Genomic DNA, 17650 nt, shown 5'->3' with positions numbered 1-17650 from the left:
CCGTCACATCGGCAGTCCGGCCGGCGCGGGACCCAGCGTGATCGTGCCGGGCGTTGCGCGGTGGGCGAGGCCGGTGCGATAGGTGTCCAGGGCCTCTTCTACGCGTCCGGCACGGCGCAGCAGATCGCCGAGGAGGCGGCACAGGTCGGCCATGTCGCCGGTCGCGTCCGCACGTTCGAGCAATGGCAGAGCGGCGTGGTAGTGCTCCTCGGCGGCCGTGTCGTCGCCGCGCTGCTCTGCGATGAGGCCAAGCAGACGGTGTGCGGCGCCCGCGTGTACGGCACCGCGTCCGACACGCAACGGCTCGGTGTCCGCCTCCCCGGTGGTGAGCAGCGGCCGGAGCAGTTCCTCCGCTTCATGGACCTTGCCGCGGCGTCGCAGCACGTCCGCCAGCTCCACCTCCACTTGCTCGGTGAAGAGCACGGCGCGCTTCGAGGTGAGCATGGCGCGGGCGGTGCACAGCTCGCTCTCGGCGCGTTCCAGGTCACCGTGCTGGGCGTGCACGTAGCCGCGCATCCAGTGGCAGTGAGCCAGGTCGGTGCTGATGTGCAGCTGCTGGTAGAGGGCTTGGGCCTTGGCCAGGGAGGCGTCGGCCTCGGCAATGCGCCCCTCGGCGATATGGGTACGGGCCACGCCGCGGTGCATGCCGGCGAGCAGCACCGGGTCGTCCACACGTGGCGCCAGCGCCAGCGCCAGCTCAGCCGCGCGCGCAGCGCGGACCCGTGCGCCCATGTCCAGGTAGGGCGCAATGGACGCCGTGTAGAGGAGCAACAGCGCGTCGGGGTCGTGCAGACCGGAGGCGTTGAGTTCGTCGAGGGTGGTTTCCAGCAGATAGCAGGCGTAGCGGAGTTCCCCGCTGAGACGATGGGCCGAGGCGCGTCCACGTACGGCCGGGACCCGGCGCGTCAGCGGCTCGTCGGCGAGCAGCTGCTCGGCGGCGCCGAAGCAGTCACGGGCTTCGGCGAGTTCGCCCGATTCGAGGAGGCACTCGCCGAGACCGAGGAGGGCGCCGGCCTCCTCCGTGGGGAGCGAGTGCTCGACGGCCTCGGCACGCAGGCCACGGAACAGCGTCGCAGCGTCCTCAGGCGCCCCGGTGGCCAGAGCGCGCCGCGCGTCGGTCAGTCGCAGTCGCAGATCGGCGGCGAGGTGGGCAGGGCGCCCCGGGGCCAGCTCTTCGGGGGTGACGCCGAGCCGCGCGGCCAGGTGCCGCAACGCCGCCTCGGAGGGGCGCACCTTCCCCGCCTCCAGCGTGGAGATGTACGCGGGCGTGTACGCGGGCTCGGCCAACTGCCGTTGCGTGAGGCCGCGCTCAGCCCGGAGGAGCTGAACTCTCCGTCCGACCGCGGCCGGCTCGTCGGGCCGCCCACCATCAGATCCGCTCTTCGCCACTTTCACCTCTCCCCAGATCCTCCGGGACCGGGTGCCGAGCTGTGTCCTGCGGGTCCCGAGCGATGAACGCGGGTGTCCGTGGCGCGAACTCGCCATCCCGACAGGCAGCTTACGTCCAGACCATTGTCCGGGCCTCGCACGCCCTCTATGTTAAGCATCGCATTAAGCGAACTTAATCCCCCACTTATCTCGCGGATCGCCGACCAGGTCCGCGCAGCCCCGGGAGGCCCCATGCGCAGAAACGCATCGCGCAGATCCCGCACACATCTGATCGTCGCCGTCGGCATCGCCGCCGCCGCGGCACTCACCGCCACCGCCCCCGTCGCGGCGAACCAGGACTCGGGCGACAGTGGCGGTTCCCCCTCCACCGACCAGGTCAAGGTCGAGTACTTCTCCGGCCCCGACGGCCACCCCGGCCGGCGGTATGTGCCTGCCTCCGAACCGCTCACCGAGAAACAGCGGGACAGGATCCAGGACGATGGCGATGTCGTGCCCATCGTGGAGGCCGGGCCTGTCGGCTCCAAGGTTGACGTCGTCTTCATCGGCGACGGCTACACAGCAGGCCAGCAGGAGGACTTCCACGCCGACGTGCGCGCCAAGTGGAAGGAGATCTCCGCCGTCCAGCCGTACGCCGAGTACAGGGACCTCTTCAACGTCTGGGCCGTCGACACCCACTCACAGGACTCCGGCGTCTCCGGCGACCCGACCGCCGACGTGCGCAAGAACACCGCGCTGGGCTCGTCGTTCTTCTGCGACGGCACCGAGCGGCTGCTGTGCATCGACACCAACAAGGTCGAGGCGTATGCCCGCAAGGCCGCCGACCCCGACCTCGTCATCGTCCTCGCAAACTCGACCAAGTACGGCGGCGCGGGCTACAACGACATCACCTCGCCGTCCGGGTACGACGGCATCGCCACCGCCTCCTCCGACCACGCCGACTCCGACCAGGTCGCCGTCCACGAGACCGGCCACTCGTTCGGCAAGCTCGCCGACGAGTACTGGGACAACGACGACACGTACACCGGCCCCGAACCGGGCCAGTCCAACCTCTCCAAGCTCAGCGCCGAGGAGATGGCCTCGCAGAAGAAGAAGTGGCACCAGTGGCTCGGCCAGGACTCGCCGGACGGCGGCAAGGTGGGTGCGTACGAGGGCGGCGGCTACTACGCGCACGGCATCAACCGCCCCACCGAGAACTCGATCATGCGCACCCTGGGCAGCGAGTTCAACCTCCCCGGGCGGGAAGCCATGATCGCGGGATTCCACAAGCACGCCCCGGCCGTCTCCAGCACCACACCCACGACACGCCAGGTGAACGGCCGCCAACGAATACGCATCGAGGCATCCGACAAGGCACGCGTGCGCTGGTACGTCGACGGCCGCGAGGCACGCGATGCCCGTGGCGAACGCTCCATGACTCCCCGCGCATTGGGCGTCCCGGACGACGGACACGCCCACACCCTGACCGTGCGGGCTACGGACCCGACCAACAAGGTGCGCGACCCACACCTGCGGAAGCTCCTGAGCGGCTCGCTCAAGTGGCAGGTCAAGCGCTGACACCCAGCTGACAACCGGAGAGACCGCGGGGCGGGCACGGTCGATGCGCCCGCCCCGCGCCCCCCTGTAGGGCGACTATCCCGTCCCGGCATACTTGCCGGCTTGGTGAAAGCGGCTCTCTCCGGTCCGGTCAGCCGTACATCGCGACGCGGTGGAGAGCCGCAAGCGCGTCGTCGATGGGATGGGGCTGCGGCTTGCCCGAGGAGTCGAGCCTGTTCCACCGCTGCAGATTCACCGCGACGGACATCTGCCGCCGGCCGTCGGCACTGGTCATGGCCAGCGTTCCGGCACCCCAGACCGTGCCGCCGTGGCCCCAGAAGGTGCCCTGACCGGGAGTCTCCGTCGGGTGCAGGCCAAGGCCGTACTCGATCGTCTTTCCCTCTTGGGAGACGACCGGGACGGTGCGTTGCATCTGCGCCAGCGACGACGGGCTGATGATCTCGCCGGCAAGCAGCATGCCGAAGAAGAGGTTGAGGTCCGTGACGGTCGATATCAGCGAGGCCGCCGGCCCCACCCATGACATGTCGTAGACGCTGTAGTCGCGCGGCGGGTCGATCATGCCGAACCACGCCTCGTAGATCTGCGAGTGCGGCCCGTGGACGTACGGTTCGGCGGGGAGTTCGGTGTCCCGGAGCCCGGCGCGCTCGATGACGTTCCGGGTGATGTACCGCTCGGCCGTAGTGCCGGTCACCTGTGCCAGGAGTTCGCCGAGGAGCAGGTAGTTGGTGTTGGAGTACACCCCCGGAGTGCCGCCCGGGGCGCCGACGGCAGGTGCGGTGACTCCCATCTCGATCAGTTCGGTGGGGTGAAACCGCGTGAGCCGGTTGTCCTCCAGGCTCTGGGGCCCGGTGTCCGCGAGGGCGGGGAACGCCTTGAGGGAGGGGTAGGCATAAGGGAGGTACTCGGCGAGGCCGCTGGTGTGGTTGATCAACATCCGGACCGTGATCGCGTCACCGCGGTCTCCGGGAACCAGTCCCGGAAGATACCGGCCGATCGGCGCGTCGAGACCGATCTGACCACTCTCGACCTGCTGCAGCACCGCGGCGGCGGTGAAGGTCTTGGTGATGCTGCCGACGCGGTGCCGCATGTCGGCGGTGACGGGGCGTCGGGTGGCGACATCGGCGACGCCAGCCGCGCCGCGCCAGACCTGGTCGCCGTCACGTACCTCGGCGAACAGGCCCGGCACCCCGGCGCGGTGGACGTTTTCCATGGCGGCGTTCAGCTTTGCGGGATCCAGCGGGTTCCTCACGGCATGCGTCCTTTCGTATTCCCCGGGATGAGCTCCACATCGGCCGGCTGACCCGGGCAACAGGGCACGAGTGGCACGCCGGCCCGCCTGCTGCCGGGCTGCTCGGTACGCTCATGCCCTCATTATGCACGCGGTGCGTGCAACACCAAGTGCATAGGTTAGGCTGAGCCTCGGCGAGAGGGGTGAGATGGCAGGCCGAAGGCGCTGGTCGACCGAGGAGATCCTGGATGCGGCGGCGGAGTTGCTGCGCACGAGCGACGCCGACTCGTTCAGCGTGCGCAAGCTCGCCGCGGTGCTCGGGACCGATTCCTCCAGCCTTTACCGGCACTTCCGCAGCAAGACCGAACTGCTGCGCGCGGTCGCCGACCGGATCCTCCTGGCCGCCATGGACGGCTACCGCCCTGAGGGCGACTGGAAGCAGCGCATCACGGCCCTGGCCCTGCGCGTGAGAGAGGCCTTCGGTCAGCAGCCCCAGCTCGCCGCGGTCTGGGGACGCTACGCGTCAGGCGGCACCGGTTCCCGGCTGGTCATGGAAGAGGTGCTGCAGGCTCTGCGCGCGTCGGGACTGCCCGACGAGGAGATCCCGGCGCGCTACCACCGGATCGCGATCCTCATCGCCGCGTTGATCGCCTCCGAGGCCGGGGTCAGCACCGTCCCCCCCGGAGAGTACGAACAGGGCATGGAGCTGTTTCGCGTCGCGGTATTCGGCGCCGACCCCGAACGCTTCCCCGCCCTGGCCCACTTCGCCCGCGACCTCCACCCCCTCGGAGCGGACCGCCGCGCTGCGTTCGAAGAGATCCTCGCCGCCCAACTCGCCCACATCGAGGCCGCAATCTGCCCGAGCTAGCCGACCGGCTCAGGGGTGTCGGCAAACGACGGCGGGCTCAAGCGGTCAGCGCATCACCGCTGTTCAGGAAGTCAACGTCGACCTCTGCCGGAGGGCGGTAGCCGTGGGTCTTTCGCGGACGGTGGTTGAGCTTGCCCCGGTCAGGAGGTTTCCCCTGGCCCCATGCCCTCCCGCGAGGACGTGGATCGTTTCCCGACCACCTGGTGGGAGCGTGCGGACATGGTGCGCAGGTGCGGAGCGGGCGTTGCGCAGGCGGGTCAGAGAGTGAGGAGCACCTTGATGGCGCGCCGCTCGTCCATCGCCTGGTAGCCCTCTGCGGCCTGGTCCAGCGGCAGGGTGAGGTCGAAGACCTTGCCGGGGTCGATCTTGCGGTCCCAAATGAGCTGGATCAGGTCGGGCAGGAACCGGCGCACCGGGGCAGGGCCGCCGTGCGTGTGGATGCCGGCGAAGAACAAGTCGATGCCCGGAATCGAGACGCCGTGGTTGACGCCGACGAAGCCCATATGCCCGCCCGGGCGAGTCGCGCCGATCGCCTGCATGGTCGCCTCCTGGGTCCCGACGGCCTCGATCACCGAGTGCGCCCCGAGGCCGCCCGTGAGTTCCTTGATCTTCGCCACGCCCGCGTCACCGCGCTCGGCGACGATGTCGGTCGCGCCGTAGAACCGGGCCAGCTCCTGGCGCTCGGGGTGGCGGGACATCGCGATGATCCGCTCCGCTCCCAGCTGCTTCGCGGCTAGGACGGCCATCAGGCCGACCGCACCGTCGCCGACGACCGCGACCGTCTTGCCGGGGCCGGCCTCGGCGGCGACGACCCCGAACCAGCCGGTGCCGAGCACATCGGAGGCGGCCAGCAGGGAGGGGATCAGCTCCGGCCCCGGCTGCCCCGGCGTGGGAACGAGGGTGCCATCGGCGTGGGGGATGCGGGCCTTCTCGGCCTGGGTGCCGATCGTCTGCGCCACGAATTCCCGGTGCACGCAGCCGGACTGGTAGCCCGAGCGGCAGATCTCGCAGGTGTTGTCGGAGATGACGAACGACCCGACGACGAAGTCGCCGACCTTGACGTTCTTCACGCCGGAGCCGACTTCCTCGACCACGCCCACGTACTCGTGGCCCATGGCCTGGTGGTCGGCGGGCTCGATGCCGCGGTAGGGCCACAGGTCCGACCCGCAGATACAGGTCGCGGTCAGCCGGACTATGGCGTCGGTGGTCTCGATGATCTTCGGATCGTCGCGCTCCTCCACCCGGACATCGCCGGCCGTGTACATCACTACTCCACGCATGCGTGGGTCTCCTTGCTGAGCGTATTGACGCCTACGGCGCCGATTCGTGTCCAGGAAGGCACGGGAGTCCCGCGCCTTCCTGCGATCCTTCGCTCCCGCCGCCCCGCCCCGTCCCGTCCCGTCCCGTCCGGACAGCGCAGCAGGCCGCCGGACCGGCGCGGAGAGTCGTGACAGCGGGTGTGCATCCCAGGCAACCGGCTGCGTCGCACACGAGGAAGGTCGCGCTTATGGGGGGCACAAGCTCCACCTCCCTTCCAGGCGGCTCGCGCCTACCGTGGAAGACATGGATCAGCGACCCGACAACCGCTCCGAGATCCGGGACTTCCTTGCCAGCCGGCGCGCCAAGATCACCCCGGACCAGGCCGGGCTTCCCACCAGCGGCCGCCGCCGAGTCCCGGGGCTGCGGCGCGAGGAAGTCGCGATCCTCGCGGGAGTGAGCACCGAGTGGTACACCCGGCTGGAGAAGGGCCACATCCGCGGCGTGTCCGAAGACGTCCTCGACGCGGTCGCCCGCGCCCTGCACCTGGACGAGGACGAACGCACCTACCTGTTCGACCTGGCCAGGGCAGCGCAGCCGCCCAGTCGCGCACCTCGCCGCCGCAAGGCCGTCGACTTCCCGCCCCGCGTCCAGTGGCTGCTCGACTCCATGACGCTGTCCGCGGCGTTCGTCACCAACGGCCGTCTGGACATCGTGGCCACCAACGCACTCGCCCGCGCCCTGTTCGCACCGATCTTCGACAGCAAGACCACGGACGAACGCCACCGCCCCAACTTCGCCCGGTACTACTTCCTCGACCGTGACTCACACCATTTCGCCGCCGACTGGGACAGCGCCGCCGACACCACCGCCGCCCTGCTGCGCGCCGAAGCCGGACGCTCCCCGCACGACAGGGCGCTACGCGAACTCATCGGAGAGCTGTCGACCGTGAGCAGCGAGTTCCGCACCCGCTGGGCCGCCCACAACGTGCGCATCCACCACGGCGGCGTCAAACGCTTCCACCATCCTGACGCCGGTCCCCTGGAACTCACCTACCAGCCGCTGGACCTGCCCATTTCCACCCACGAGGCACACTCTTTGACCATCTACACCGCCGAGCCGGGCACCCCCGACGAAGACCGGCTCAAGCTCCTCGCCAGCTGGGCAGCCACCGCTTCGGGGCGCGAGAGCCCGCCCGCCACCCGCTCCGGACGTCAGGAGGGGAGCGCCGATACCCGCGGACCGTCCCGGTGACGGCCGGTTGCGCCGGTGGTCAACGCCTCCGAGCACCTGGAAGGTCGGTCCCCTACTGACGGTCGGAGTCCGGCCGCATCCGATCGTCGCCTTCATGTACCCGTAAGGCTTCCCCGCGTTCAGGGCAGAGCCCCAGAATGATCGCTGGTGTTGCAGTCGATCAGCGGTGCCCGCCCCGGGGACAGATGTCCTAATGAAGACGGGGTGGGGGCGGCGGTCGCTCAGGAAGTCGGGGAAAGGCGGAGCGGGATGACGACTCTGGAGAAGGCCACCGGACGGGGCGGAAAGTCCGGGCGCCGGGCCGGCAGACGGGCCACCGCGCGTGCGGGTGCTGCGGTGGTTGCCGCGCTGCTGGGGTCGGTTCTGATACCGCAGACCGCGTCCGCCGGCACGGACGCCGGTAACGACGTCCGTGGCGGGAAACAGCTGCCGGCGGTCATAGACGGTGGGGCGTGGGACGCCGGACACGTCCAGGGCATGGCCCTGGACCGCAAGGGCGGCTACATGTACTTCTCCTTCACCAACCTCTTGGTCAAGACGGACCTGCGCGGCAACCCGGTCGGCTCGGTCACCGGGTTCACCGGCCACCTGGGTGACCTGGACTTCAACGAACGTGACGGCAGGCTCTACGGCTCCCTGGAGTACAAGGCTGCCGAGTCCTTCTACATCGCGGTCTTCGACGCCGACCGCATCGACCGGATGGGCATCGACGCCCAGACCAGCGACATCGTCTCGACGGTCTATCTCAAGGAAGTCGTCGAGGACTACACCGCCGACATGGACGGCAACGGGGTATTCGACGGCAACACCGCCAACACGCGCGACCATCGATACGGGTGCAGCGGCATCGACGGCGTCGCGTTCGGGCCGGACCTCGGCGGACACGGCGGGCGCAAGCGCGACGCCCCCCTGCTGACCGTCGCCTACGGCATCTACTCCAACAACGCACGCTCCGACAACGACCACCAGGTGCTGCTGCAGTACGACGTGCGCCGGTGGAAGAAGTACGAGCGTCCCCTCAGCGAGTCAGCGCCGCACACCAGCGGCCCGGCGCACACCGACGGCAAGTACTTCGCGTACACCGGCAACACGACCTACGGCGTGCAGAACCTGGAGTACGACGCCGCCTCCCACAACTGGCAGATGGCCGTGTACGAGGGGAAGAAGCCGGACTTCCCCAACTACTCCCTCTTCACCGTCGACGGTACGAAGCCCGCCGTGCGCGGCCCGGTGCGCGGCCAGCCCGAGCCGGAGCAGGGCGAGTTGCTCACCCTCGCGCGGCAGGGTCTGTACGACCGGGCCACGGGCCTGCGGGGCTGGCAGGCTCCCGGCGAGTACGGCCTGGTCTCCTTGGGCGACGGGCGCTACTACGTCGCAGAGTCCGGCACCGTCGAGGAGGACGGCGTCACCAAGCAGACAGGGCGGGCCGTCCTCCACCGCTGGACGGGCCGTACACCGAACCCGCTCGCTCCTGTGCGCGGGGCGACGCGGTAGTCGCCGGCACCAGGACTGGCTTCCGCCCGGCACGGATGCTGCCGCAGCCGGACAACTCGGCGGTCGAGGAGCACGGCTGCGGCATCCGGGCGCCCCACGATCTGTGTTCTGGTCAGCCCCGGCGTTCTGCTGGCGGAGCCATCCGCTCGCCGGGGCGGCCCCGGTAGAACGTGCCGTCGGGGCAGGAGGCGATCTCCATCTGGAGGCCCCACGGCGTGGTGAAGTAGAACCACCGCTGACCCTCCACCGGTGAGCCCTCAGCGACCCCGTTCGGTCCTTCCATCAGGGTTACGCCGGGAACGGATGAGAGATACGCGCGCGCCGCGTCGACATCGTCGACGTAGAGGGCGAGATGGTGCCCGCCGATGTCGCTGTTGAGCGGTTGGGCCGTCGACCGCTCGGGGGCGCAGTACTCGAACAGTTCCAGGTTGATGCGTCCCAGCCGGACCATGGCGAGGGTGCATGTCTGCCAAGTGCTGATCCCGGCGCAGCGGCCGGTCATCGTGGTCGGCGGCGGCGCCATCACCGGCGAGGCGTCCGGGGAGATCCTGCGGCTCGCCGAGCACTGGCGGGTGCCGGTCGTCACGACCTGGAACGGTAAGGGCGCCTTTCCCGAGGACCATGAACTCTTCGCCGGAAGCGTCGGCCAGACCGGTACCCCCACCGGGAACGCCATCGCCGCCTCCGCCGATGTGGTCATCGCCGTGGGCTGTCGCTTCACGGACTGGTCGGCCTCCAGCTATGTGAAGGGGGTGTCGTTCTCCATCCCGGACTCCCGGCTGATCCACATCGATGTCGACCCGCAGGAGATCGGCAAGAACTACCCCGCCACCGTGGGCATCGCCGCCGACGCCAAGGTGACGGTGCAGCAGATCACCGACGCCCTCCCCCCGGCCCGCCCGGACCGCTCGGTCTACGAGGCCGAGCTGGCTGCGAAGAAGGAGGAATGGGAGGCGCAGCTGTCCAAGCGCCGCGACTCCGACCGCTTCCCGTTCACCTGTCAGCGCCCGCTCGGCGCCCTGCGCAAGGTCCTGCCCCGGGACGCCATCATCGTCGCGGGATCCGGCAACACCCAGGGTGCGGTGAAACAGACGTTCCCCGTCTACGAGCCGCGCACCCACCTCACCTCGGGCGGCTTCTCCTCGATGGGCTGGGCCGTGCCCGCCGCCATTGGGGCCAAACTGGGCGCGCCCGACCGCACGGTGGTCTGCGTGCTCGGCGACGGCGACTTCCTGATGACGGCGCAGGAGATCGGCCTGTGCGTCACCAACGGCATCCCGGTCGTTTTCGTGGTGCAGAACAATTCGGGCTTCATGTCGATCCGTGGCGGCCAGCGCAAGCAGACCGACCGGCACATCGGTACGGAGTTCAACCGCCCCGACGGCACGCCTTACAGCCCGGACTACCAGGCGCTGGGCGAGGCGTTCGGGCTGACTTCGTTCCGCGTGGAGAGCGACGCGGAGCTGGAGGACACCCTGCGTAAGGCGATCGCCCTCAACGAGCCGGTGCTCGTGGAGGTGCCCACCTCCCGGGACGCAGCCGGGCCCTGGGTCCCGGGCTGGTGGGACTTCCCCATCCCGGCCTATGTCGAGGCGGGCCAGGAGGAGTACCACGCGTACCGCAGCAACGAGCAGCACCTCTGACGGTACGCGCACCGAGCCGCGCCCCGCCCGGCGCGGCGCTCGGACAGATGGGCGGGGACAGGAACCACCCCCGCCCCACCTGGGTGCGCATGACGGCGCGCTTTGTTTGCACACCCAGCCGTCCGGAGAAGTTGCGCTTCTCGTAGACACGGCCGCTTTGCCGGAGCAGCCCCGTATCGGGCGGTGATGTGGATCACACAGAGTCCCGTGAACAAACCCCGGTCGGCCGCCATCTCAATGCATGACCGACCAGTCAACGCGGCCGGGGCGCCCTGCGGGAAGAGGGCGGCCGCGCCGTATCCGACATCCATGGGGGGACACTCGTGAAGACCACTCGCCGCGCTCGCCGCTCCGTCCGTACCGCCGGGCTCGTCGCCGTGGCTGCCGCCGCCGCGTTCTCGCTGACCGCCTGCCAGGACGACGGAGGCAAGGACGACGACGCCGGCTCCTCGTCCTCCGCCGGGGCGTCGAAGAACTCCGAGGCGCAGGACTCGGGCTCGGCCGGCTCCGGGGGGAAGGACTCCGGCTCGACCGGCTCCGACTCGGGCGAATCAGGCTCCACGGGCAACGGCGGTGGGCAGAGCGGCAACGGCAACAGCGGCGGCGCGGGCGAGCAGCCGGAGGCCGCGGGCTCGGGCACCAAGAGCTCGGCGTGCACCGTCGGCAAGGTCTCCGTCGGCCTCCAGGAGACCGGCGGCTCGGCGCCGGTGATTCTGCTGAAGGCCACCAACAACGGCAGTGCCCGCTGCGATCTGTACGGCTACCCGTTCGTGGGCTACCCGGACGCCCAGGCTCCGATCGGGGTCGGCGGCGGCAAGCCCCAGTCCGTGGTGTCTTTGGCGCCGGGCAAGTCCGCCTACGCCTCGCTCAGCCTGGAGAAGGGCAACGGCGGCAACATGCACCGCGAGAAGCGGCTCACCGTCCAGCTGGCCGACCGCAGCCTGTACGGCACCGGCGCCACCGCCAAGGTCAACGCCCCCAGCGGCGCCGGCCTCGCCATCAGCGACAACTCCACCGTCTCCTACTGGAACAGCACCATCGAGGGGGCGCTGCAGTAAACCCGCACCACCCCGCAGGGTGCCTCCCCTCCCGGCCCGGAGACACCCCTGCGGGACAGGATCGTCCAAAGCCAGGAGCTCCACTCCGGGGTCGGTGACATCATCTACGGTCGGCAGTTGGCGTCGACCGGTTCGAGGACAGCCCCAAGATGCCGCGCCGGCCGCACGTGCCCGATGTGGCGGCCACCAGGCATTTCCCGCAGAACCGCTGCCCGATCAGGTCGGGGTCGTCGACGAACGCGCGCACGTCCTCGAAGGTCACCGCGCGGTCGGTCACCCAGTCATCGAAGTGGCCCATCAGCGGAAACTCGGGACCTGTTCGGCTGGCCGACGGAATCGGGCTGTGTCCGAAACAGGTTCCCTCCCAAACTGTTGAACAAGCGCTGTCCGTTCTCGGGTCCTGGCTCAACTTTTGTGGTCAGTGACATGGGTCCCGACCACCGACGCCTCGAAAGGGGGGCGCCTCGAAAGAGGGCGTCCCTGCCCAGCCGGAGCCGAGGATCGAGGACCCGTAGCAGGCAACGCGCCCGGTCGGCGGCGGGGGCGAAAGCGTCGGGAGGTCGTCATCGCTCCGGTTGAGCCCAAGCGGGTAACCGTGGGCCGGCCAACCCGGTGTGTCAGCGGCTGTCGTGTCGGCTTCGGGTTACGTTCGCCCGGGGCTATCCGGAGGCTGAAATGACTGATCACCCGAACATTGCCGTGTTCCAACGGGCCATGGCCGCCTTTACGGCAGGCGACTTGGAGGCGCTGGCGGAGGTGTTCCACCCCGACGTGGTGTGGCATAACCCCGGTCAAGGCCCGCTGGCGGGTGACTTCCGTGGTCGTGAGGCGGCCTTCGCTCTGTTCCAACGGGAATTCCAGATGTCAGGGGGCACGTACCGCCCGCGACTCCACGATGTGCTCGCCAACGACAAGCACACGGTCGCCCTACTCCATGCCACGGCCTCGCGTGAAGGCAAGGAGCTCGACATGGACTACGCGATCGTTTTCCACATTCAAGACGGCAGGATCACCGAGGGCTGGGACCTGTGGTCCGATCAGAGGGCATATGACGAGTTCTGGTCGTAGCAACGGCAAGCCGTCACTCACTGTGGCAGCGCCACAAATGACGAGCCGGAACCCGTTCCCGCGTACGAAGTCGGCAGCGAACAATGCCGGACGACGGCGGCCGAGCACCGTAATCACGACGCTGTTTTCGTCACCGGCTTAGGCGGTTACTTCTGGATCACCACGCGGACCGGATGAAGATGCCTGCCAGGGCCTGTCCGGCGGATCTTGTGACCGTTCGCGGGTTGGCTCGTTGGCATGGTCATGGGGCGGGAAGATCTCACGATTGAGGAGTGGGCCCGACTGAACGACTGAAGCCGCATCTGCCCGAGTCCGGGCGGCGTGGGGGTCGTTGGGTCAGTCATCGCAGGATCATCAACGGGATCCTGTATCGACAGCGCACTGGGGTTTCCTGGCGGGATCTGCCTGTGTGTCTCGGTCCGTGGAAGACCGTCCACGAGCGAGCACCGGCCGTGGTCGGCGGACGGCGCGTGGGACAAGATCTTCGCGGCCGTGCTGGCCGACGCTGATGCCGAGGGCCGTATCGACTGGTCGATGGTGAGCGTGGACTCCACGTCCTGCCGGAGTCATCAGCATGCGGCGGGAGCGCGCAGGAGACCTCCGCGGGTGTCCGGAAAAGAAGCACGCCCCGGCACCACCGCCCGGACGAGGGTCTCCGACGCTCCCGGGGCGGCCTGACCTGCAAGATCCACCTGGCCGGTGAAGGCGGACGCCGCCCGCCGGCGCTGCTGATCACGCCGGGCCAGTGGGGCGACGCCCCGCAGCTCATCCCGGTCATGGAATGCATCCGTGTCCACCGCCCGGGTGGCGGGCATCCGCGCACCCGGCCCGACCACCTGGGCGGCGATAAGGCGTTTCCTCCCGGCGCAACCGCCGCTACCTGCGACGTCGCCAGATCAAGCACACCATTCCCGAGCCCGAGATCAGTGGGCCCACCGCAAAAGACGCGGCAGCAGGGGCGGACGGCCCGCCGGCTTCGACAAGACGATCTACAAACGCAGGAACGAAGTGGAGCGGACGATCAACGCGTTGAAGAACTTCCGGGCCGTGGCCACACGCTTCGACAAGCGCGCCTACGTCTTCCACGGGACCGTCACCCTCGCCTCGATCCGGCTCTGGCTCCGCCCATGATCAGCCGGACAGGCCCTCGGCCTGCCCGGCGAGGGGATGCCTTCACGTCTCGGCGCGGCGGAACTTACGGTTTGTGGGTTACCCAGAGCAGTTCCGCCGGCCAGCGGTGTGCCCAGTCGGGTGGGTCGGTTTCGTTGTAGCCGTTGGGTGTTCCGAGTTCGGGCCGCGGCTCGATGAGGTCGTCGATGATGAGACCCGCGCCGCGCAGGACCTTGACCCAGCCGCCGTAGGTGAGCTGATAGCTGGTCGCGCCGCCGTCTTCGGCGATGGTGTTCAGCCCGAAGTAGTCCTGCTGCAGCGTCGTGGTCACGCGGCTGGCGGCTTCGTCGTAGCAAGCTTCGAACCATGGGCTGGCGACGTTGAACACCAGGCGCCCGCCTCGGCCCAAGACGCGTGCGGCCTGCGGGACGGCCAGGTGCGGGGGCGCCCAGCTGAGTCCACCGAAGTCGCAGAACACCAGGTCGAAGCTGTCGGCTGCGAAGGGGAGTTGTTCGGCGGCGCCTTGCACCAGCGGGTAGCGGGCCGCTCCCATCGCGCGGGCCGCTGCGGCGAGTTGGGCTTCGGACAGGTCGAGCCCGACCACGGTGGCGCCCTCGGCGGCGAGCGCCCTGGACCACTGGCCGGCGCCGCAGCCGAGTTCGAGGACGCGCTTGCCGGTGACGTCGCCCAGGGCGTGCAGGTGCGCGTCGGGGACGGAGTACATACCCCACAGCCGGGGTGCGGCGCCGATTTGCGGGTCGTGCTCGTGCTGGTAGGCGCTGGTGATCCGGTTCCAGAGCCGCCGGTTGGCGTGGATGCTGTCCACGGGCCGACTCCAGCACTGCCTGCCGGGGGCGGTCAACACGATCAGGACACTGGCCGGCCCTCGCCCCGGTCCGGCCCTGGCTCGGCCCATGATCCGCCGGACGAGCCCCAGTGTCCTGAGTCAGAGATTCCTCGTCAGATCGAGCCGCGGCCGAACTCCGATCCCCCGTCGGCTACGTAGCTACCTGCGGGGCCCAGCGGAAGCCAGCGGCGCCGGAGTAACTTCTTTTGCCTGGCATCGGCGGGGTGATCCGCCGGACAGAGCCTAGTCGCCGGTCGTGCCGTCGAGCATCTCGCGCAGGATGTCCAGGTGGCCGTTGTGGCGGGCCGTCTCCTCTGTGAGGTGGAGGAGGATCCAGCGCAGGTCGACGTGGAGGCCGTTGCGGACGGCTCGCTGGGCCTGCTTGTCCAGGTCGTTCCCCGCGGCCAGCTCGCGGTAGCGGGCGCTCTGTTCAGCGTATTCGTCGAGCAACTGTGTGAGCGGGAAGTCGACGGCGATACGCATTTCGCGGTCGGGGTCCTCCTCGGTCCAGGGGCCCTGGTCTTCTTCGCCGAGGAAGACCACTTGGAACCAGTAGTACTCGACCCAGCGGAGGTGGTTGATCAGGCCGCTCATGGTCATCAGCGGTGAGCCCGGCAGGAGCGCCTTTCGGGCGTTCTCCGCAGAGACGCCATCGCACTTGGCGCGGGCGGTTTCACGTGCGTAGTCGAGAAACGTGGTGAGCTGGGTGCGCTCGTCCCACGCGGGCGGCGTATCGTCGATTCTGGTCATCGCGCGAAGCGTCCCCGATCACCGCCACCGATGTCGAGCTATTTAGTCGACGGACCCAACCTGCTCCACCCAGCTCCTTGTCCGACGGGTCGCCACAGCGATTCAGGGCCGGTGGGCCGCCCGGCATGATCGGCCGGGCAGGTCCTAGGTGGAGTGCGGCGTGGTGGTCTTGGTCAGTCCGCCGCGTGAGCCGTCCCAGGGCATGATTCGGCGGCTCGCCCCTCTGGGTCAGCCAACTGTGCATCAGTCAACGACATCCAGCCCTCCGATCCGATGCTTCGAAGGAGCGTCCTACGCCTGCCGTCCAATGGTCGCCATGTGGCTGGTGGCGCTCGGGCGAAGTGGGCGCCGCACCCGTCAATGGCCACCCCCCGATGCGTTCCTGCCATGCAGGCTCTCCCCCAGAACCGCGCTCCCATTGCGCAGCCGGAACCTGCGTCACGACGGGCCATGACAAGACAGGCGCAGCGTATGGCCATGCAAACCGCATGGGCATGCAAACGTTGAGGAGACGGACCTCCGCCCTCGGCATCCTTCTGGGGCTGGGGGTCGTCCTGCTGGTCGCCGTGAGGGTGACTCCCGCGTAGGCCTTCGCCGAGCTCGACATCGCGAAGACCCCGTACAGGGAGCTTCCCCCGTCAAGGAAGGGAAGAGCCATGGCTGAGGTGGAGCAGACCGTTCGCGGGCAACTCGCCTTCGTGCTGGACTGTGCCGACAACAACCGGCTCGCCGAGTTCTGGTGCGCCGTGCTCGGCTACCGCAGGGTCCGTGCTGTGCACCCGTACGTGAGTCTTGCCCCGGCGGACGGCGACGGTCCTGAGTTGCTGCTTCAGCAGGTGCCCGAGCCCAAGCGTGGCAAGAACCGGATGCATCTCGATCTGCGCGTGCCCACGCTGGAGCCGGAGTTCTCTCGGATCCGAGCCTGCGGCGCTGCGCTCCTCACCGCCCCTTTCGACGACCACGGCGTCCTGACCACGGTGCTCGCCGACCCAGAGGGCAACGAGTTCTGCCTCCTGGTCTGGCCTGGCACGTGACCGGGCACTCCGCAGACCCCCGGCAGGGACGGCCCCCGCCGAGGCTCGGGAGCATGGGCTGCCGACGACGCGAGCCGACAGTGGGGCGGCCAGCGCTGAGAATCGCTTGCGCCAGCCCTGCTGAAGGTAGCGGCCCGCGCTGTGGCCGAAAGGTTGCGACAGAGCGTCGGCAAGGGCTCCTCGAAGGGGCAGCGAGGTGAGCGCAGGGGCAGACGCGTGACGGCCCGGAGGCTGCGCAGCAGGAGCCCACGACTACGCCCGAAGGCAGCCGGGCCGCTGGCATCAGCGCGCGGGTGAGCCTGTTGCGGGCAGGAGGAGCCGGGACCCTCTAGCAATCTTGCCGATGAGGAAAACTTGCCGTGACGGCAAGAATTGCTAGAGTGGGACACATGACGACGGGAGAACACGACGGGCAGGTTGGCCTGCGGGAGCGCAAGAAGCGGGAGACCCGCGCTGCGTTGAGCCAGGCCACGCTCCGCCTCAGCCTCGAGCGCGGGTGGGGCAACGTCTCCGTGGAGGACATCGCCGCCGCGGCGAACGTGTCTGTGCGCACCTTTCGCAACTACTTCTCCAGCAAGGCCGAAGCAGTCGCCGCCACGCACCTTGACCGCATGCTCCGCATCGGGGACGCGTTGTGCGCCCGGCCGCGCAGCAAGCCGCTGTGGGAGGCCGTCGCCAACGCGGTGATCGCTCAGTTCGCGGCGGGTGACAGCACGGCCGACGGCCCGTCCGGTCGTCAGCGCATGAACCGGATCTGGCTTGTGCTCAATGACCCTGAGGTGCAGGGCGAGACCCTCAAGGCCAATGCGGCCGCACAGGTCGCGCTTGCCGAGGCCGTCGCCCGGCGCACCGGCACGGACGTGAGCAGCGATGTGTACCCCAAACTGGTCGCCGCCGCAGTCGGCGCGGCCATCACGACGGTCACAGAGCACTGCCTGCGCGCCGAAGGGCCTGCCGAGATGGGGCCGCTGTTGCGCGACGCGTTCGAGCAGCTGGCTGCGGGCCTGCCCATTCCCTAGAGAACGCGGCGCCAGATCCTGCCCGGTGGTTTCCGGGCCGCTGCTTCCTGCCCTCTTCCATTCTGCTTCAGCCTGCC

16 protein-coding genes and 1 pseudogene are annotated in these 17650 nt (G+C 69.1%); 10 read left to right on the top strand and 7 right to left on the bottom strand.

The window, feature by feature from the left end; all coding sequences use genetic code 11:
* Positions 1-3: 3 nt before the first annotated feature.
* Positions 4-1389, bottom strand: coding sequence for a helix-turn-helix domain-containing protein (locus ACTWQF_RS17750; RefSeq protein ID WP_443280379.1), 1386 nt, complete (start codon positions 1387-1389; stop codon positions 4-6).
* Positions 1390-1620: 231 nt separating this feature from the next.
* Here ACTWQF_RS17750 and ACTWQF_RS17745 point away from each other — a divergent pair, with 231 nt between their 5' ends.
* Positions 1621-2943: a M64 family metallopeptidase gene (locus ACTWQF_RS17745; protein WP_443280378.1), complete on the top strand. Its 1323-nt coding sequence runs from the start codon at positions 1621-1623 to the stop codon at positions 2941-2943.
* A 130-nt stretch (positions 2944-3073) separates the two neighbouring features.
* Here ACTWQF_RS17745 and ACTWQF_RS17740 read toward each other — a convergent pair whose 3' ends face one another.
* The gene (locus tag ACTWQF_RS17740) at positions 3074-4192 is read right to left on the bottom strand and encodes a serine hydrolase domain-containing protein (RefSeq protein WP_443280377.1); all 1119 of its coding nucleotides are present in this window, start codon (positions 4190-4192) and stop codon (positions 3074-3076) included.
* 187 nt (positions 4193-4379) lie between these two features.
* Between ACTWQF_RS17740 and ACTWQF_RS17735 the strand changes: the two genes are divergently transcribed.
* The gene (locus tag ACTWQF_RS17735) at positions 4380-5039 is read left to right on the top strand and encodes a TetR/AcrR family transcriptional regulator (RefSeq protein ID WP_443280376.1); all 660 of its coding nucleotides are present in this window, start codon (positions 4380-4382) and stop codon (positions 5037-5039) included.
* 257 nt (positions 5040-5296) lie between these two features.
* Here the strand turns inward: ACTWQF_RS17735 and ACTWQF_RS17730 are convergent, their stop codons facing one another.
* Complete coding sequence (locus ACTWQF_RS17730) at positions 5297-6319, bottom strand: zinc-dependent alcohol dehydrogenase family protein (protein ID WP_443280375.1); 1023 nt, start codon at positions 6317-6319, stop codon at positions 5297-5299.
* Positions 6320-6602: 283 nt separating this feature from the next.
* On the opposite strand from ACTWQF_RS17730, the gene ACTWQF_RS17725 reads away from it, so the two are divergent.
* Both ACTWQF_RS17725 and ACTWQF_RS17720 read left to right on the top strand, forming a co-directional pair.
* On the top strand, positions 6603-7550 hold the full coding sequence (locus ACTWQF_RS17725) for a helix-turn-helix domain-containing protein (protein WP_443280374.1): 948 nt from the start codon (positions 6603-6605) through the stop codon (positions 7548-7550).
* A 249-nt stretch (positions 7551-7799) separates the two neighbouring features.
* The gene (locus tag ACTWQF_RS17720) at positions 7800-9044 is read left to right on the top strand and encodes a hypothetical protein (RefSeq protein ID WP_443280373.1); all 1245 of its coding nucleotides are present in this window, start codon (positions 7800-7802) and stop codon (positions 9042-9044) included.
* A gap of 112 nt (positions 9045-9156) precedes the next feature.
* Here the strand turns inward: ACTWQF_RS17720 and ACTWQF_RS17715 are convergent, their stop codons facing one another.
* Positions 9157-9495, bottom strand: coding sequence for a hypothetical protein (locus ACTWQF_RS17715; protein WP_443280372.1), 339 nt, complete (start codon positions 9493-9495; stop codon positions 9157-9159).
* 7 nt (positions 9496-9502) lie between these two features.
* Between ACTWQF_RS17715 and ACTWQF_RS17710 the strand changes: the two genes are divergently transcribed.
* Both ACTWQF_RS17710 and ACTWQF_RS17705 read left to right on the top strand, forming a co-directional pair.
* On the top strand, positions 9503-10687 hold the full coding sequence (locus ACTWQF_RS17710; protein ID WP_443280371.1) for a thiamine pyrophosphate-binding protein: 1185 nt from the start codon (positions 9503-9505) through the stop codon (positions 10685-10687).
* A 323-nt stretch (positions 10688-11010) separates the two neighbouring features.
* Complete coding sequence (locus tag ACTWQF_RS17705; RefSeq protein ID WP_443280370.1) at positions 11011-11745, top strand: DUF4232 domain-containing protein; 735 nt, start codon at positions 11011-11013, stop codon at positions 11743-11745.
* Positions 11746-11845: 100 nt separating this feature from the next.
* On the opposite strand, the gene ACTWQF_RS17700 is transcribed toward ACTWQF_RS17705, so the two are convergent.
* A complete protein-coding gene (locus ACTWQF_RS17700; protein ID WP_443280369.1) occupies positions 11846-12043 on the bottom strand; it encodes a hypothetical protein in 198 nt (65 codons plus the stop codon).
* A gap of 377 nt (positions 12044-12420) precedes the next feature.
* Here ACTWQF_RS17700 and ACTWQF_RS17695 point away from each other — a divergent pair, with 377 nt between their 5' ends.
* Together ACTWQF_RS17695 and ACTWQF_RS17690 are read left to right on the top strand one after the other, a co-directional pair.
* Positions 12421-12813 (top strand): nuclear transport factor 2 family protein, encoded by a 393-nt coding sequence (locus ACTWQF_RS17695; protein WP_443280368.1) that lies wholly within the window; start codon positions 12421-12423, stop codon positions 12811-12813.
* Positions 12814-13056: 243 nt separating this feature from the next.
* Positions 13057-13944, top strand: a pseudogene (locus tag ACTWQF_RS17690) (IS5 family transposase).
* 64 nt (positions 13945-14008) lie between these two features.
* Here the strand turns inward: ACTWQF_RS17690 and ACTWQF_RS17685 are convergent.
* On the bottom strand, positions 14009-14749 hold the full coding sequence (locus ACTWQF_RS17685) for a class I SAM-dependent methyltransferase (RefSeq protein WP_443280367.1): 741 nt from the start codon (positions 14747-14749) through the stop codon (positions 14009-14011).
* A gap of 264 nt (positions 14750-15013) precedes the next feature.
* Positions 15014-15520: a DinB family protein gene (locus ACTWQF_RS17680; protein ID WP_443280366.1), complete on the bottom strand. Its 507-nt coding sequence runs from the start codon at positions 15518-15520 to the stop codon at positions 15014-15016.
* Between the two features lie 656 nt (positions 15521-16176).
* Here ACTWQF_RS17680 and ACTWQF_RS17675 point away from each other — a divergent pair.
* The gene (locus ACTWQF_RS17675; protein ID WP_443280365.1) at positions 16177-16554 is read left to right on the top strand and encodes a VOC family protein; all 378 of its coding nucleotides are present in this window, start codon (positions 16177-16179) and stop codon (positions 16552-16554) included.
* A gap of 389 nt (positions 16555-16943) precedes the next feature.
* The gene (locus ACTWQF_RS17670) at positions 16944-17573 is read left to right on the top strand and encodes an acyl-CoA-like ligand-binding transcription factor (RefSeq protein WP_443280544.1); all 630 of its coding nucleotides are present in this window, start codon (positions 16944-16946) and stop codon (positions 17571-17573) included.
* Positions 17574-17650: the final 77 nt, after the last annotated feature.

The sequence above is a fragment of the Streptomyces sp. 8N114 genome, from assembly GCF_052245835.1.
Lineage (GTDB): Bacteria > Actinomycetota > Actinomycetes > Streptomycetales > Streptomycetaceae > Streptomyces.
The sequence above is the reverse complement of the archived record's forward strand: the minus strand, read 5'-3'. Positions and strand labels throughout refer to the sequence as shown.

Bases quoted from the DNA above. Each gene is read 5' to 3' on its own strand.
- ACTWQF_RS17745 (WP_443280378.1), top strand. From the start codon at position 1,621: ATGCGCAGAAACGCATCGCGCAGATCCCGCACACATCTGATCGTCGCC.
- ACTWQF_RS17735 (WP_443280376.1), top strand. From the start codon at position 4,380: ATGGCAGGCCGAAGGCGCTGGTCGACCGAGGAGATCCTGGATGCGGCG.
- ACTWQF_RS17730 (WP_443280375.1), bottom strand. From the start codon at position 6,319: ATGCGTGGAGTAGTGATGTACACGGCCGGCGATGTCCGGGTGGAGGAG.
- ACTWQF_RS17725 (WP_443280374.1), top strand. From the start codon at position 6,603: ATGGATCAGCGACCCGACAACCGCTCCGAGATCCGGGACTTCCTTGCC.
- ACTWQF_RS17720 (WP_443280373.1), top strand. From the start codon at position 7,800: ATGACGACTCTGGAGAAGGCCACCGGACGGGGCGGAAAGTCCGGGCGC.
- ACTWQF_RS17715 (WP_443280372.1), bottom strand. From the start codon at position 9,495: ATGGTCCGGCTGGGACGCATCAACCTGGAACTGTTCGAGTACTGCGCC.
- ACTWQF_RS17700 (WP_443280369.1), bottom strand. From the start codon at position 12,043: ATGGGCCACTTCGATGACTGGGTGACCGACCGCGCGGTGACCTTCGAG.
- ACTWQF_RS17695 (WP_443280368.1), top strand. From the start codon at position 12,421: ATGACTGATCACCCGAACATTGCCGTGTTCCAACGGGCCATGGCCGCC.
- ACTWQF_RS17680 (WP_443280366.1), bottom strand. From the start codon at position 15,520: ATGACCAGAATCGACGATACGCCGCCCGCGTGGGACGAGCGCACCCAG.
- ACTWQF_RS17675 (WP_443280365.1), top strand. From the start codon at position 16,177: ATGGCTGAGGTGGAGCAGACCGTTCGCGGGCAACTCGCCTTCGTGCTG.
- ACTWQF_RS17670 (WP_443280544.1), top strand. From the start codon at position 16,944: ATGACGACGGGAGAACACGACGGGCAGGTTGGCCTGCGGGAGCGCAAG.